Source organism: Ensifer sp. Root127 (assembly GCF_001425225.1).
GTDB classification, from domain to species: Bacteria; Pseudomonadota; Alphaproteobacteria; order Rhizobiales; family Rhizobiaceae; genus Ensifer; species Ensifer canadensis.
Window position 1 is genome coordinate 62240 of record NZ_LMDX01000010.1, and the last position, 15918, is coordinate 78157.

General features: G+C 58.1%; 9 protein-coding genes and 2 pseudogenes. 5 read left to right on the plus strand and 6 right to left on the minus strand.

The genetic code is table 11. The annotated features are described in order from the left end of the window. Positions 1–155 precede the first annotated feature (155 nt). Complete coding sequence (locus ASD03_RS12840) at positions 156–1448, plus strand: hypothetical protein (protein ID WP_057214049.1); 1293 nt, start codon at positions 156–158, stop codon at positions 1446–1448. A gap of 251 nt (positions 1449–1699) precedes the next feature. Here ASD03_RS12840 and ASD03_RS12845 read toward each other — a convergent pair whose 3' ends face one another. The 5 genes and pseudogenes from ASD03_RS12845 to ASD03_RS12865 form a co-directional block, all read right to left on the minus strand. Further along, positions 1700–3313 carry a hypothetical protein gene (locus ASD03_RS12845; RefSeq protein ID WP_057214051.1) on the minus strand — a complete coding sequence of 538 codons (1614 nt, stop codon included), beginning with the start codon at positions 3311–3313 and terminating at the stop codon, positions 1700–1702. A 324-nt stretch (positions 3314–3637) separates the two neighbouring features. After that, positions 3638–5449: a hypothetical protein gene (locus tag ASD03_RS12850; protein ID WP_156407961.1), complete on the minus strand. Its 1812-nt coding sequence runs from the start codon at positions 5447–5449 to the stop codon at positions 3638–3640. 337 nt (positions 5450–5786) lie between these two features. Further along, a complete protein-coding gene (locus tag ASD03_RS38915; RefSeq protein WP_057214057.1) occupies positions 5787–6110 on the minus strand; it encodes a DNA-binding transcriptional regulator in 324 nt (107 codons plus the stop codon). After that, a pseudogene (locus tag ASD03_RS38920) lies at positions 6100–6458 on the minus strand (type II toxin-antitoxin system RelE/ParE family toxin). Before ASD03_RS38920 ends, ASD03_RS38915 begins: the two are co-directional and overlap by 11 nt. Before the next feature lie 57 nt (positions 6459–6515). Next, positions 6516–8864 carry a hypothetical protein gene (locus tag ASD03_RS12865; protein ID WP_057214060.1) on the minus strand — a complete coding sequence of 783 codons (2349 nt, stop codon included), beginning with the start codon at positions 8862–8864 and terminating at the stop codon, positions 6516–6518. Positions 8865–9007: 143 nt separating this feature from the next. On the opposite strand from ASD03_RS12865, the gene ASD03_RS12870 reads away from it, so the two are divergent. The 3 genes from ASD03_RS12870 (at position 9008) to ASD03_RS12885 (ending at position 14313) form a co-directional block, all read left to right on the plus strand. After that, positions 9008–9919 carry an HNH endonuclease gene (locus ASD03_RS12870; protein ID WP_057214063.1) on the plus strand — a complete coding sequence of 304 codons (912 nt, stop codon included), beginning with the start codon at positions 9008–9010 and terminating at the stop codon, positions 9917–9919. Positions 9920–9973: 54 nt separating this feature from the next. Next, a complete protein-coding gene (locus ASD03_RS12875) occupies positions 9974–10615 on the plus strand; it encodes a hypothetical protein (RefSeq protein ID WP_057214066.1) in 642 nt (213 codons plus the stop codon). A 1115-nt stretch (positions 10616–11730) separates the two neighbouring features. Then, positions 11731–14313 carry a hypothetical protein gene (locus tag ASD03_RS12885; protein WP_156407962.1) on the plus strand — a complete coding sequence of 861 codons (2583 nt, stop codon included), beginning with the start codon at positions 11731–11733 and terminating at the stop codon, positions 14311–14313. 518 nt (positions 14314–14831) lie between these two features. Here the strand turns inward: ASD03_RS12885 and ASD03_RS12890 are convergent. Continuing rightward, positions 14832–15167: a hypothetical protein gene (locus ASD03_RS12890; protein ID WP_156407963.1), complete on the minus strand. Its 336-nt coding sequence runs from the start codon at positions 15165–15167 to the stop codon at positions 14832–14834. A gap of 105 nt (positions 15168–15272) precedes the next feature. Between ASD03_RS12890 and ASD03_RS12895 the strand changes: the two are divergent. Continuing rightward, positions 15273–15693 (plus strand): annotated as a pseudogene (locus ASD03_RS12895) (LysR substrate-binding domain-containing protein); the annotation flags it as partial. Positions 15694–15918: the final 225 nt, after the last annotated feature.

The window sequence follows — 15918 nt, forward strand, 5'->3', positions numbered from 1 at the left end:
GATGAGCAACCGCGACAACGCCATCGGGCTTTGCGCCAACCATGCCACGCTGATCGACCACAAATGGAGGAAGACGGGCGTCGTCTTAAAGAACCAAGACCTACGATCGCAGAGTTTAAGAACTATTCCACTTCATCAGAAACGCGCTAATCCCGATGTCACAAATCGATCGCCTGAACCCCTATCTGCAGGGCCCTGTCACGATCCGTGCCCCGAAAATGACGCTCTTAGCCCGGGACTTCGAACCGCCCTTGGCGGAGGGGGAAGGCGAGTTCGAGATCGTGTCCGACCGGGAATTCCGCTATCGCATGACGGGGCTGCCTGTCGATCTGAAGCATAGCCTACAAGCTCTCAATCGGGAGCGGGATGAGCCGTACGACCCTCTCAACAGGTTCCGTCTCGTAATGACCGACGCGGACGGAACAGAATGGATGGGCGGCTGGACGGTGCCCGATGTAGATCCGGATGGCGATCAATGGGTGCTTCAAGGCACGGTTCAAAGTCTGAGCGCCGGCGTTCAGGGGCCTGCGATGGGGGAAGGCAGCGCCGAAGCCCGCTTTCTCATTCCCCGAAATCATAGCGCCTCGATCATTTTCCGTCGCTTTGTGCAAAGCGACGACGGGAAGGGCGGATTACAAGCCATTCGCACCATCGAAGCTCTTGGCGTACCGGTCGGGTTCGCGTTCGACAGCGAAACCAACGTGCTTTCGATCTCGGCTGGTAGCAGCACGGCTCTGCCCGCGCACAACGCGGAGAACTGGTTCGGGGAACCGCTCCGGATTCTTTTCGGACAGTTGGTGTTTCCGCGTCTGGTCGAGCGTCGGTTTCCGGACGGGCGGTCGATGCTCTGGGTGCGACAGTCTCCCGCCTGGACTGCAGATTCGACATGGACCGCTTTGTGGAACGGTGACGACCATTTTACGAACGACGGCGATTTCTTTGCTCTTTACGCCGGCCTCCTGACGCTGATCGCGCGCGACGCAGAATGGGAAAGCCATACGATCACGACGTTCTACGAGGAAGTCATCCAATCCGCGCAGGGTTCCAGACGGGTGATGGCATTGACGCTGGCCAGCAGCATCGAAGGCCTGGCGCGTCGTTTGGTTCCTGAAGGGACGCTCAGAACCGATGCCGATCAGGCGGCCATCGATTCCCTGGTCGCGCACATCGAAGAGTGGCAAGGCGCATCGAGGATAAGAGATGCGGCCCTATCCGCGGTGAAAAGAGCGGATGGGGTTTCCGTGCAGCGGGCGCTTTATATGCTGGCGGACCAGGGGGTAGGGACCGGCGCCCATGTCAAGTCCTGGATTAAAATTCGTAACAGCGTGATGCACGGCAAGCTCGTTTCACCTTATTCCAGCAAAGAGGATGACCAGATTATCCTCGATCTAGCCGATCTGCTTCGGGCACTCACCCGTGAGGCGGCACGGTGCGCATTGACAGGCTAGGTGCCGAGCATGTCCCACTCATCACCCGTGACCCAACGTAAAGCCGAGAGCTTTCCGTTGATCATGCTCCATTCGAAATCGCCCACGGTCCGAGGTTCTCGATTCCGATCTCGTCCTCGGTCCTTTTCGCGGCTGCAAGCGCACCTCCCCACAAAGATGCAACAATGTCTGGGCCGCAAGCGTCGCAATCGGCAAGGCTCAACAATTACATCGACATCGTCTCCTGCATTGCCGAGATTGGCATAAGCCTATCAATCGGGAAATTCTGCTCGGGGGTGGGCAACCCTCGCTGCAGCGAGAAAATCCGGGACATCATTCAGAAGGATATAATCGATGCCACCCAGTAGGTGTGCCAGCCTTGCCCCATAATCATGTTCATTGTCGCGGCCGCCGCCCGTGACAATTGAACGGATGAGGAACTTCCGAGCTTCCTCGTCCCCAGGCTGGACGAGATACCTGATGTCCCTCAAGACGCATTCGACCAAATACATTGCAAACGTATCGCCGACACGGTGGGATTGGAGGACATGGTAGAGGCACGTGCCAAGACTGCGTGCCGCATTCGCCGGAATGCCCGCCGATCCCTGGTGGAGGCTTCCCGGAAAACTACGATGAACCGATCCCGCCGGCGCCTTGCGAGTAAACTGAACCCAGTGTCCCAAGGTGTCGATACATTCATAGATCAGATGAGCATTCCAAGTTGGGAATTCGTCACCCTGATCGGTCTCAGGACCGGTGGCATCGAAGATTTCGACGAGCTCGTCCACGAAGTGATCCAGGTAGGCCAGCCACATGTGATCCTTGATGTCCTGACTGAACGCCGAACGGATCATCAAGTCGAAATAGGCAATGGCAAAAGCAACCGGATCTCGCCACCTTCGTTGGTCGAAACCATCGCTTTTTCCGTTGAGCTTTGCTCGAACGACGGCGTCATCACTCCTAATATAATCGATCACGAAATCGCCGATGGGCTTCCAGGCCGCAAGGGTCTCGGCCACGCTTGCGTCCAAGAAATACGCTCGCAGGATGAAATTGTGGCCGACCACGAGATTGTCGCCGAGGCCTTCATATTTGGCGTTTCGTTCAACTTCCTCATACAGGCGGCTTCCTGGCGACGAAGCCAGGCTGGCCAAAAGTCGATTGGAGAAGTCAAAACGCTGATGGGCATCGAGCGTCAGGAGCACCGCTGTAACACTAGGCCGCTGAAGGGCAGCGTAGTCCATGAATTGCCGGCTCAGGTAGAGGGAATTCAAGATTCGCTCGGCGTGCTCCTGCGCATGTTCCCCCCCTGAAATGCCCCTCGATAATACCCGAAACGGCCTCAGCCACCTTCGCTTCCTCTCCGCGCGTTCGGGATTACTTAGCCATTCCTCAAGATCGGGGATGCGCTTGCCGGTGAGCCAGTCTTTCGATTTTTGATTCCAGAGCTTGCGGTTTTGGGCGCGCTCCAAGAAGCCCAGATGCGGAAGGACGAAGTCCACCGCCTCACCATAGCGCTGCTGATGAAACAACTGCTCGACGAGATCTGCCATTGCGCGGATCGATCGCTGGCTTGGTGGAAGGCATATCGCCACCAAGCAGGCGAGTAACATCCAGACCAAAACAACGAGAAACGCGGCCATCGCGGGTGTAAAGGCGGCGCCGGGCTGGATTACGAGCCCGTCGCAGACCATCCGAAAAGCCGGTAGGCAAGGCTGGGAGACAAACTGAAAAAACTCGAAGTAGAGGGCGAGTACTAATGCCGCGCCCGCCAAGATGGCTTGCGGAACAAGCTGCAAGCGGATCCGTAACCTCGCAACTGGCGGAATAATCGCGAAGACAGCAGCGGCTAGTCCAAGGAAGGTTAGGAATCCGTCGAGGGTCATTTGAGGGTGCTACCGAAAGAATCAATTTTTCGATTATATTGAAGAACCAGCAAGAATTACTTGTGTATCTCGTTCCTAGCGCCAAAACAGCCAGTCCGCTCACGGCCTCAAATCAGATATTCCCTGCAGGCAAAGCCGATATCCTATACAATTTCATAGAGATAGCTCTTATATCAAAAGGGTCGGCAGTTCGAGTCCCTTCAACAACTCGGCCTTTTTGCTCGAGATTCCGGCATAGAACCGGCTCAGCACCCGAGAGAGTTCTCCGGCGCACGCGCAGTGGCCGCTGGGGTCTCAGCGGGTTAGTAATGGTGACTTTGCCAACTAAATGTCCACCACAGCGTACAACTCGGCGCCACAGGCCATGGCTGAGAGGCGAGATGCCAAGAGCAGGGTGCTCAGCTGCTTCATCCGAAGCAGCCTGTTACTGCCGTTCGTGAGGGCTTCACAGGCTGTGACTTCGGACTGCGTCAGTCGAGGCTGAACTACCATAGCGACTTTCTTGTAACGATCAGGAAGCTGCTCGATGGCCTTGATGAAGTCGTCGCGGTTCTTCTGCCGGACGCCATCCTTCCAAACCGCCGAGCCGATCTTCTTGCCCTTACCCTTGGTCAACTCCGTCCCCAAGGGGCGGCGCTCGAGGTGGCGCAGGTTTTTGACGGCCTGCGAAACTACAATCTCGAAATCAGAGACCGAGGCCTGGCGATTGACCTTTGCGCTGCCGGAGGCCTTCACATGAACCAGTGTGACGACCTTCTTCGTGGGATCAAGGTGGATAAAGTCGGCCAGTTCCATCGATCCATCGTCGCACGCGAGCCAACCTGCCGGCCGTCCAGCGGCGTCAACGAACACTTTTTCCAAGACGAATGCGAACAGCGAGTTGTCCCCGTTCACGCCGATCGCGCTCGCCAGCGACTGCCCTTTAACGAGGGCCGGCTTCTCCTTCTCCACATCGAAGCCTTGGAAAGACTGGAATGTCCAATCAAACGGCTGATCCGTGTACTGGCTAGAATAGCAACGACCCTGCGCAATCGCGTGACCGCTTTCGTAGTGGATCTTGACCATGTCCACATCGGTCAGCGCTCGTCGGCACTCTTGGTGGTCTACCGTGCTGGACGCCGCGGGGTTCTTCCAGGTCAATGCCAGCCCCACAACGCCGTCGGTAAAGGTCACCGCGATGTCCGCCTGCCCCAGAGCCACGCCCAGAAGGGTGCATTCGACCGTGAACGAAAGCCCCGATGCCGCTCCTTTGGCAGGGGGAATTACTTCGAAGGTCGCGTCATAGGCCCATTTACGAGCGAAGGCGTAGTCGGCCGGGTCGACTACGTCTTCAGAGAGAAGATCCTTGGGTGTCACGCTGATCTCGTAGGCGTCCTGTACAGCCGATACATCGGTGATCTGCTGAGCCAGCATTGCAAAGCGCGGCGAGGCTGGTGCCGTTTGCGCGTGGAGGAAGACGCGCTCCATCGTTTCCACGAACTCGTCTAGAGACTTCTGGCGTCCAATCCAGATTCGTCCGCTGCTGGGAGCGGCGCCAATCGAGACCGGGCGATTTTTGGCGTCCGTTAGCCCCGGTACGCTCGGCCGACTCCTTACAGCCGAGAGGACGAAGGTCTGGTCGCCGAGGGGATCTAGGGCATGTTCCAGAGCCGATCCGGTCAGTGACTTGCTGTTAGGCTTGACCGCGGTTGGGGTGTGGACGCCGCTAAGATGCAGGACCGACGCCTCGTCGCCGACAAAGGATTCGATGATAGCGCGCGGTACGGGCCGGGCGAGTTTCAAGCCCTTCAAAATGCGGTCACGCATCGCGCCGTCCGAAGCATTCAAGGCCGCCCGCGCGCCTTGAACGGCGATGATGATGAATTGATGAGTTTTATCAGTTAGAGTATTCGCCGGGGCCCATGCCGGCGAACGCACTTCTTCATAGATAATAGTCCGAAGATAGAAGTCGCGCACCTGATCATCGCCGTCGCTGATCACACGACGAGCGACGCCGTCAGACCCTTTAATCTTCGCCCTCGCCGCCTTTCCGAGCCTATCACGCAGGACCGCGTCGGCGGATTTGTCGGAGCTGTCCAACAAGGCCGGCGCAAGAAAGGGGGTCAGTTTTTTGGTGTCTAACGTTGCTTTTGCCACGGCCATATTCCGTCTGGGCGACGCTTTTTGCATCGTCTTACTGCAAAGCCCGTAATCGCGCTGTAGTTGAGTGTCAAGGCCGAATACGCGCGCGGATTTTCTGGCGCGTGACGAGACGCAATTAACGAGATCCCCCTTGTTTACCTGGGGCTTGTCGGCGAACGAGTAATCGACGTGGTGCGGCGGAGGCTTGGGACCAAGTCACCGTAAAGCCATCAAGTCTGACGAGGAAGCTTGAGGAATTCTTCGAAGCGGCCCGAATGACCGCAATCAAGTCGCAAATCTGTCGTCTCTGCACCACTGATGCCCGCTTGGGGTCGAAGGTGGCAGCGTCCTTCTAAGACAGCATATCGAGACCATGCTTTTGCACGATCGAGAGCAACTTCAGTGCGGGCCCGCTCGGCCTCTTAGCACCGGTTTCCCACTTTTGTACGGTCGACTCGCTGGTGTTCAGGTAGCGCGCGAAGACTGGCTGGCTGACATGGTTGTTCTCGCGCAGCGCCTTGATTTCACCCGGCGTCAGCTCCTGCGGGACGGACAGGCAAGTCTCGTCGAAGGTTTTCATGGTTTCCTTGTCGATGCTGCCTGCCGCATACATATCTTCGACGGCGCTATGGATCGCCTCAAAGGCATCGCTCTTGAACTTGCGCTTAGTCGACATTGCAAATCTCCAATAGGGCGCGGTCCCGATTTCGGCATCAAGCTCGGCCTGTGTCTTGCGCCGATAGAGTTCAGCGAGCTTCCGGAAAGCCATGAGCTCGTCGTCATCGATGTTTGCGCGGTCCTTCTTCGCGAACAGATAGGCGAACACCCAATATTCACCGGCTTTTGCCAGAACGATCGAACGGTGCATGTTATCGTTGAGCCGCTTCTTGAACACGCCGCCACCGAGATCGTCTGCCTGTCGGCGTGCGACTTGCTCAATCGCCTTGCAAAGGGCTTCGTCGAAGATCCGCGCTTTCTTCGCTGCCTTGGAAAACCACGCCGTTTTGAAAGTCCGTTCTGACATCGCTTTATATAGCACTGGGTGCTACACCTATCAAGTTGTCGGGAAAGATTGCGGAGACTACGCTGCTTCCCATACCTGATTCAAAATCCTGGCCGCAAGCGCCGCTTTGTCCTGCGGCAAGAAGCGGCCGTAATGGTTGGCAACCATCTCCGGCGTGTCCTGGATGGCGTAGCTTGCCTGCTCGTAGGATCCGGTTTGCTTGAGGGTATGCGTCGCAAGGACATCTCGGACGTTATGGGGACCATGCGGAAGCAAGCCCTTGATGGCGCCGCGACCGGTATATGGATTGTAAATGCCATAGCGTTGAATCGCCGTCCGCCAAGCCTCGTAGAATGTCGTCTGGTCGTAAGACGCATCTTTGGTCTTGGTTTTGACTGTCTTCACGAACAGGGTGCCCGGATCTTCGGCGCCGGCGAGCAATACGGCACGATGACGCTCGATATAGGCGTTCAGATGGGGATAGAGGTCCTGCAGGTTCGGAAGCACGAGACGGAACGGCTTCGAACCGAAGAATGATGAGTTTGCGTTCTTGAAGGCGTTGGAGGGGATAAGGACTTCCCAACCGCCATCGCGGTCACTCCAACGGATCTCACCACGCTTCATGTCTTCAAGACGACGCTCCGATGTCGGGAAACGTCCTCGCGGGCAAACAAGCAATTGCCTCAGGTTCTTCTGGCGAAGACCGAGATGGAGGCCAAGGCGCAGCATAAGGAAGGATCGAACGGATTCCGCCGCTGGCCGCGGATAGCGATCCTTGTCCGGCATTCGCCTGATGATTTCGTCGGTGATCTTGCGATACTCGGCGAGCGGACTGTCAGCCTCGAGCACGGCCATGATCGGCTCGAAGGGGTCGCGGTGTACACGCGCGACACGCTGAATCTCCCTCGAGCGTTGCGACGCATGCTTGAAGACGATGTCACACGACGCATGCCAGTCCTTTTCAGCGGCAGCTATCTCTGCAGATGTCACCAGGCCGGGGATTGGTTTGGTGTTCTGGACGAGTTCCGGATGCTGCCACATCCAACCCGTTTCGGGCCGAACCATGCCAAGAAGCACGCTCAGCATGTCTTCTTCCCATTTGGTGTAGAAGCCACGGCGCCTTTCTCGCCACTGCAGATACCAATCCCAGATCCCGGGGAAGACAAGCAGACCAAAGGTCAGCTGGCTGAGCGGCACACCATAGCCTTTGACAGCGCTCTTTGGTGAAGCTGCCAGTGCGCCGAACATGAGGCCCAGATGCTCAATCTTCTGTGCAGCCGTCTCCTCTCCCCAGACACCGTTACGCTGGAACCCGAGCGTCGTCAGGGTCGCCGTCTTGAAGCGTACGAGGTTTGCCATCTCCATCGCGAGCCGGGGAGGGGCATCGACAACGCCAGCAAGCAGGTCCGGATCTTCAATCGCCGCATGATCGGATCCTCCAGTCCACTCCATATCGTTCGATGCAAGCCGCGGCGAAAGCGAGCTTCCATAAGAGATGCCAGGAAAGCGAATGGCGTATCGCTGCCGGATCGCGGCTGCCTGGAAGCGTCGATAGTCGGTGGTGCCGGAAATGATTACGCGGCGTACCCAAGCGATGATTTCTTCGCGCTTGCTGAAGGGCAAACTGTTGAAGTCATCGGGCAGGTGCCAGGCAAGCCGCCGCCGTTCTGCAGGGCTAACGTCACTGTCGAACTCATGTCCGGATGCGGAGCGCGATTGATGTGGCAACCGCTCTTTGAAGTATCCGCCAGGGAGCCGATACCGTCGCTCAATGAGGGTGAGGATCTCTAAGCTGTCTGTCGATCTTGGGACGCGCGTGCCGTTCGTCCAACTGAGCAGCGTCTTGTTGTCGAAGGTCGGGTGGTCACCGGCGACTGCCCGGTGAAGATGCCAGTACGTGTCACCGTGTCGGCGCATGTGGTAGTTCAGCGCTTCTTGGAAATCTGACGGATTTTCAGTCCAGTCGAAGAGAGGCGCCGGGTGTTCCTCGACCGCCCGCGGTGGGACCCCGGGCTTTGCCCTCGGCTGCGTCGACGGTGTTGGTCGTGGTGCGCTCGAAGATCTCGCATTCACGATAGGTTCGCGGGTCGCGCGGCGCGGCCTTTCGATCGGCGGTGTCGGCGTGGGCCGGTCGTGCTCGACCGGTCGCTCCTGGTCGATCCAGCGGATGATCGCTTCGAGCCCGGATTGCAGGCCCTTTTTGAGGGCGGGGGGCATCTCGTCTTCCAACCCGCAGGCGTCAGAAACGGATCGCCAGTCGATACGGCCCATCCGCGTCGGCGGATACTTGCGGTAAAGGATCAAGCTAGAGAGATAGGGCTTGATGTTCTCCAGGGTCCGCCCGGAAACAAGTGGCGCGACGCGGACATCGCAGAAGTCGAAAATCTTACGCTGAAAATGAAGGGATGAAGCAGATTGGGTTTTCATGAGATCCAGAATTCGTATCGCTGATCGGCACGGGTGCCGGGGCGTGGCCTGCTAAGGCCATGTGGTAAACGAACTCTAAATTCGACACAGAGATGCGTGTGAAATCGTATCGGCAAACGCTCAGGCTGTGCTAAGCGTCTGTCATGGGATTCGGGGTTTTCATTCATCGCTCAGATTCGATCTACGACGACAGCCCGGCTGAACAGTACCAGTTTCCAAGCCAATATCTTGGACGGGTGCGGGCCTGCCTTGGCGATTGGATTGTCTACTACGAGCCGCGCAAGGTTGCGGCGACGCGAGGCTATTTCGCTGTCGCCAAGGTGGCCGAGGTCATCCCAGATCCAAAGGCGCCGGGCATGTATCTCGCGCTCATCGAACCGGGCAGCTATCTCGACTTCATCAATCCGGTTCCTTTCAGCGGAACAGAAGGTGTGGTCGAACGCGGCGTTCTAAACGAAGAGGGCAAGATATCTGGCAGGGCACAGTCTGCGGTAAGGCCTATTTCGAACGCCGACTTCAACCGTATCGTAGGCATTGGTCTTGACGAGCAAGAGCCAGAGTTGCCGCGGACCGGGGAATTGGACACCAGGGTCTCGGGTGGAGGACTGGGGGAAGGCGTTCAAACGCCCTTCGTATTCGAGCAAGAGCGCAACCGCGTCACACAGCTCTCGTCACGGATTGTTCGTGACCGGTTGTTCCGCCGCCTCGTCGTTCAGGCCTACGACAAGCGCTGTGCAATCACTGGCTTGAAGCTCATCAACAGCGGTGGACGCGCCGAAGTCGATGCAGCGCACATACGGCCGGTTGAGGCGAAAGGGCCCGATATCCTGACCAATGGTATCGCTCTGTCCGGCACGGCGCACTGGATGTTCGATCGCGGCCTGATCAGCCTTTCCGATGACCTCGACATCCTAGTCTCGAGGCATGCCAACGACCCAGACAGCATTCTAGGACTGATCAACAAGACCGGGCGGGCGATCGTGCCGACGCGGGCATTTGAGAGGCCGCATCCACATTTCCTGCGCTGGCATCGCGAGAATTGTTTCAAACAGTAGGGGGACTTGCGCGCTTCGCGTTTGCATCACCCTGATCTTGTAATGAGCGCATCCATGACGATGTTCACGTTTGACGAGGCTAAACAAATTCTGGCCGACTCGCTCCGGCAACTCGATGCCGCCGGGCCTGAAGGCTTTGAGGGGTTGATGCGGGATGTGCTGACCGAGATTACGGGCCAGTCATTCCGCCTTGCCAAGTCGGGCCCCCAAGGGGGCTCTGATGTACGGGCCGTCAACACCAATACCTTCAAGATCGGGCTCGAAGGAAAGCGGTATGGCGAGAACACGCGGCTCGGGCTGGATGAATTGCGCGCTAAGGTTCTTGATGCCGCGTCTCAGGACGACCCTGTGGACTTGTGGATATTGGCGGCAACAAGGGAAATCTCGGCGACCGACCAGGAGGCGCTGGAGAAGACGGGACGATCTCAGGGGCTTTCGACCATGGTTCTCGATTGGCCATCAGGAGCGACCATCCCTGACCTAGCCGTCATCTGCATCATTGCGCCAGTGGCCCTTAACCACCATCTCGGTCATGTGGCCAAACTGACTGACGTAGTCTTGGCGGTACAGTCACATCCCGCCTTCGTAGAAGGGCGAGCACGGCTACGTAAACGCCTCATTGTACCGGACATAGGATACGCCGCAGCAGTGGCAGCTATGCGCACATGGATACAAGGTGGCTTGGCAAGCGAGTAAAGCGCGGGTTCCCGGTTGGGTGGCCGGGGTCACAATGTCCTTGCTGAAGCGGACAAGCGAGTTCCGAGGAAGAGTCTAAGTGACCAACTGGACAAATGGTTCGAGAATCGCACGCCTGGCGCCCTCGTCGGCGATGAGGGCATGGGAAAGACATGGTCCTTTCTGTCGTGGTGGGTCGAAAGGAGCTCGGGAAGTGGAAGCCTTCCGTTGACCATTTTTGTTTCGGCCAAAGATGTCCGCGATGAAACGGCCGAGGAAATGATGGTTCGTCTACTGACGGCACGACTGGACATCCGGGATGTAGACTTTTGGCGGCGACGGGTCGGGCAATGGCGGAAAGCGGTGGCCGACGGACCGCAATTCATTCTCGTGATCGACGGGCTGAACCAGAATTGGACCAAGACCGATTGGGCGGAGTTCCTACAACCCCTCTATGACGAGCGTTGGGATCGCCGCGTCGTCGTCTTGATGACCTGTTGGCCTGATCACTGGGCCAATCTTCGAAAGCTGGCACCGCTAACCCCCGAGCCCCTGGAAGTACCGGTCGGATCGTTCAGCGACCCCGAGCTTGATCTTGTGTTAGCTGCTAATGGCCTATCCCGTGAGCGTTTTGCAGAACCTATGTTGACGCTGATGAAGGTCCCGCGGCTTTCGCGGCTGGCCATTGCACGGCATCAGGCACTCGCCGCGAGCGGCGATGTAACGCCTGAGCGCCTCGCATATGAAGACTGGAAGCACCGGGTGTCGCGGCGCGGCGCGGCCCTTGCCATCGGCGACGACGAGTTCCTCTCGTTCGTCGGGGAATTGGGAGAAGCCCTAAAAAGCTCCGTCGACGGTTCTTTCTTCACGCGAAAAGACCTTCTGGAGCGCTTGGGACGCGACAGCGGGCGGGATCGAGCTGATCTTTCGGAGACACTGGGCGAAATCGTTGCCGGACGTTGGCTGGAGGTGGGGTCGAAACCGCACCAGTTTCGCGTCAACCCCAAATTGACGCCTTTCGTCCTAGGATTAACCTTGGCGAACGAATTGAAGGGCATTCCCGAGGACGCGCAGACTGGCACCACGGTGGCCGAGTTCCTTGACCCGTTCAAGGGGCAGAGCTTGGCGTTGCAATCTTGCGCGCCGCCACGACGGTTGCGCTACTCGATCCGCAGGTTGGACGCGGGGCGAGGCGCGCCATCCTCAAACGCTGGCTCGCCGAACAAAACTTTCACCAGCCAGATTTTGACGCTTACTGGCGGCTGATCGGCCTAGATGTCGATCTCATTTGCGAGAACGCCGAAGAGACGTGGTTGGCTCGCGGGGGCACGGGCGTCCTTACGGACGAGATTCTGATCAAGGGAATGGCACAGGCCTATCGGTTCCCCGAGGTTGCCCATCACTTGGTGCAGCGGGCTGAAAGATGGCTTGGGTGGATTTGGGCCGATCCGGATCAGGGACGCTTTCTTGGGCAAGTCAATCCCGAGTCCCAGCGTTCCAAAGACAATCGGGCCCGGACGAGGGCCAATCTCGAAAAATGGCAAGCGATCACCCGGCCCGAATTGCCGCCCATAGAGCCGCGCCTGGATGGCGACGTCAGTTGGTTCAGTCGTCGGGTACTTGGGATCCTGTCGTTTCTGCCGCGACGGCCGTTTGCCCGGGCGTTTGCCGCTTGGAGCCTGGGCCGTGCTATTATGGGCGTCCCTCGCCACATTGACGAGGTCGGCTGGGTTCTCAGGCTGAACGACGAAGATCAAGACGCTTTTCGTCCCGTCCTGGATGAATTGATCGACGGCCTGATCGCGGTAGGCGACCATGTCGCAGTAACTGCCGCGAAGTATCTGCTGGAAGCGGCCGGAGATCCTGCCGCCCAGGCAAAGCTCGATATCCTGGAAGTGTCAGAACCGACGCTGCCCCAGGAGCACGAGCATTGGGTTGATCCCTGCGATCCCTCATCACCGCCTCCGGAAATCAAGCAGGTCGAGATGGTCGATGGGGCGCAGCTCTGGATGCACCACCGCCAAATCGGTGATGCCGACCTCTGTTTTGCACGCAACAAGACTCGTCTGGCTCGGATTGATCGTCAAGCCTTCAAGACAGTAGCAGCAGCGGCGGCGAACAGTGCGGATGGCCGAACTGCCGAACAGCTATGGGGTCTTCTGAACGCACTCCGTAGGGTTCTCATATTGATCCCTGCTGACGGTCGCCAGAAACTCGCCCATGCAATCGACCAGGTTGTTGCGAGCGACGTGATCAAGGACGACAAGGAGTTGGTCTGGTGGCGCGCCCGGCGGCTTGAAATTTTACTTTGGGACGCCCCGACGGAGGAGCAACTGACGGTCATCCACGATAAATGTCTTGACGCCAATGAACTCGCCTTGCTCGACAAGGCATTGCCGCGTGCCGATCAGGCAGTCCTCCATCGCCATCTTTCGCAATTCCTCAAGAAGGAGACGCGACAGGGCAAACTGATTGACCTCTACTACCTCAGCAAGCGGGCTTATCGAGAGACGCTGAAACGCTTGGATAGGCTCGCTCCGCTTCTCACGGATGAAGACGCTGATGTCAGGCAGCTTGCGTGGGAACTGGCGTCCGAGAATGAAAATCGAGCGGTATGTGAGGCCGTCGCCGCGAGCGGATGGGCTTCGCGAAGTGAGTTAAGCCGAGCCGACCGGGCCTACGGCTCTGGCGCTTTGCTCACGGCCAGCGGGATATTGCGCCGCCCTGAACTGCTGGATCGGGCGGACCCGGAAGTCGTAGCCCTGCAACTCTTGCGCAATCCGGACGATCCGGCGGGTTTGGCCGGATACGAACAATACGTTCGGGCCGCACTTGAAGGGATCACGGTCGTCAAACCAGGACCAATTGCGGACCATTGGGTATTGCACGGTGAACCCATGCGGACGCTGGTGTCGCGTAGTGGAAGCACATTTTCCCCTTGGCTGGCAGATTGGCTTGACCGGACCCCGGAGATTCCTAACCACGCATTTTTCGTGGGTGAGTTCCCTTTGATTTGGCTTTGCCAAGCTCTCTTCGAGGCCGGCGATCCGCTCGCAGAGCGATTTTGGGCCAAGGTCATGAATGCGATGGCGAGTGGCGTGTTCAAAAATCCAGAGCTGTCGCAGATTCCGATGAGGTCACCCGCGGGCAACACATGGAATGCTGTCCGGATGGGTGTCATCACATCCGCAACTACGGATCAGGATTTGGCGGCTACGGCGCGAAGCGCGCTGAAGTTCGGCCATGCAACGTGGCTTGAACGGGTCATTCGTGACGGCGAGGCAACAGGGCGAGCCGCAGACATGGCCCGGGCCTACACCTTGCTGGGGTTTGCAGACGTCAGTCCGGAATTTGACGCGGTTTGGAAAGATTTTTCGAAGAGAAAGCCCGAGCGCGGGTGGCTGGCCCATGTGTATGGGGAAAGTCGCAAACAATATGACCATAACCGGTGGGCACGGCATTGGTATCACGCTTATCTCAATGCAGAAGACCCCGCCGATGCCTACGCCGCGTACGAGTTGCTGTTATCTTGCGCCGATCGTCGGTCCGTCTATTGGTTGAAAGGGAACGACCTGGACGGTCGCCCGGAGTTCCTGCAACGTCATTGGAACGCCAACGCAACCGACCTGAATAGCGCCATTAAGAAGAGGCATGAGGATGTGAAGAACACGCTGTTCTTCACACAGACGATGTCCCAATCCCATGCTCCGTGGCTCTGATGTTTAGGTCAGTTCCGAGAAATCGAAAGGCTTCCGGGCCGAGTTCGAGCCACATGTGGCCGTCATTCCCACAGGCGGTTTCCTCGTCAGGTCGGATGTCGGAGGTAGTCACCTGCACACGGTCGTCTCGTGTGCGGTTTCGCTTTGCAGCGCGGCGGGCCATTGTTCGGCCTAGTGCGCCTTGATGCAGAGGACGACAGTGCGGCCTCCGGCCACTTGCATGACAGCGATAAGGGTACTGATTGGAGCTTCCTACGCCCGTTCTAGGCGAAGACACAGTTTGCCCAACTGTCCGACTTGGCGGCGCAATGCTGCCGTTCGCAGACCTAGTCTAAGCGTGGACGCGCCTTAGGGCGGACCGATCGTGCTCCCATGAGCCCTGGACGGCCTGTTGCCGGAACGTTCACTTTTTGGGCCTCGAAGATCGCATAATGTATCAACTGAAATCGTGAGATCGAGCCGCATTTGGTTCTCCAACCTCTCGCAAGAGAGGAGGACCGCTGCGCCGCGAACCCATTTTAACGAGCGTCCAAAATGCCGCGAATCGCGTTTGCCTCATTCGTTCCAACTTCGATTATGAATGCGTTCGAGCAGGGGGCCTGGAGGACTGTCATTGCGGTGGGATCTGGATTGGGGAAAACCGTGGCGCTTGGGCCCCGCAACGGCGGGAGTTGAGAAGTTGCCTTGCGCAGGCCGATCAGAAAAGGTCCGGTAAGCATCTCCTCGGGTTCACCAAAGGTAGAGTTGTCCCAGGTGACAGGCAGCGTCTTTGGAGCTTTGCCAATGAGCACCTCATCAACATGGATATCGAAGCGCGCGAAATCACTCATTTTCTTGGACAGGATTTTTTGCAACTCGGGCGTTAGGTCCTTTGAGTTGGCGAGTTTTTCACGCCTCGGTCTGCAACAGGGTCAACGACTGTGCGGTAGTTAACGATACGACCCACTGGGACTTGACGAACAAAGGCCCATTACAGAAGCAGCTATCTGCTGGCGGTGGAAAAGAACAGCACACTGCTTGCCCGAAGCGAGATCGGCATCGAGGACCTGAAGGGGGAAGATCATCTCGTTCTCGCGCCAGAACCTTAGTTATACCGAGCGCTACTTCACGGAAAAATTCGAGGAGCACGATCTGTCGAAGAGCGTTGCCTACAGCTGCGACGACACCTTCTCGCTGGTGTCACTGGTGTCGGCCGGTCTTGGCATCGGCTTTGCGCCGGAATGGACGCTGGATCTTCCCAACCGCAATTTCGAGCTGAGGAAGGTGAGGGGCGTCGACTTCCGGATCGGGCTTGGGGTCGCCTGGTCCAAGGACGATCCGACGGCGGCCCGTGACGACATCATCGACATTGCTCGGTCGCTGGTCAGGGCGGGGAAGTGAGGGGACGAGGTACCAATGGTCGCTCCCTGTGCGACCCTCAATCAAACGGAGCGGCTTGCCGGGCCTAGGCTTCCCGGATCCCGGCCGTTAGCCGTCGCGATGCTGATCCTCCGAGACGAGGCTTTTAACCGGTCAAACCGCGCGCGAACGGGCTCTGGCAGCGCTGCTGCCGGCGCCTGGTACGCTCATTTTTGCCGGCACCTCGAAGCCGACTGGCTTCGTCCG

Coding starts and splice junctions, on each gene's coding strand:
- ASD03_RS12845 (WP_057214051.1), bottom strand. CDS start 3,313: ATGACCCTCGACGGATTCCTAACCTTCCTTGGACTAGCCGCTGCTGTC.
- ASD03_RS12875 (WP_057214066.1), top strand. CDS start 9,974: ATGACGATGTTCACGTTTGACGAGGCTAAACAAATTCTGGCCGACTCG.
- ASD03_RS12870 (WP_057214063.1), top strand. CDS start 9,008: ATGGGATTCGGGGTTTTCATTCATCGCTCAGATTCGATCTACGACGAC.
- ASD03_RS12865 (WP_057214060.1), bottom strand. CDS start 8,864: ATGAAAACCCAATCTGCTTCATCCCTTCATTTTCAGCGTAAGATTTTC.
- ASD03_RS38915 (WP_057214057.1), bottom strand. CDS start 6,110: ATGTCGACTAAGCGCAAGTTCAAGAGCGATGCCTTTGAGGCGATCCAT.
- ASD03_RS12840 (WP_057214049.1), top strand. CDS start 156: ATGTCACAAATCGATCGCCTGAACCCCTATCTGCAGGGCCCTGTCACG.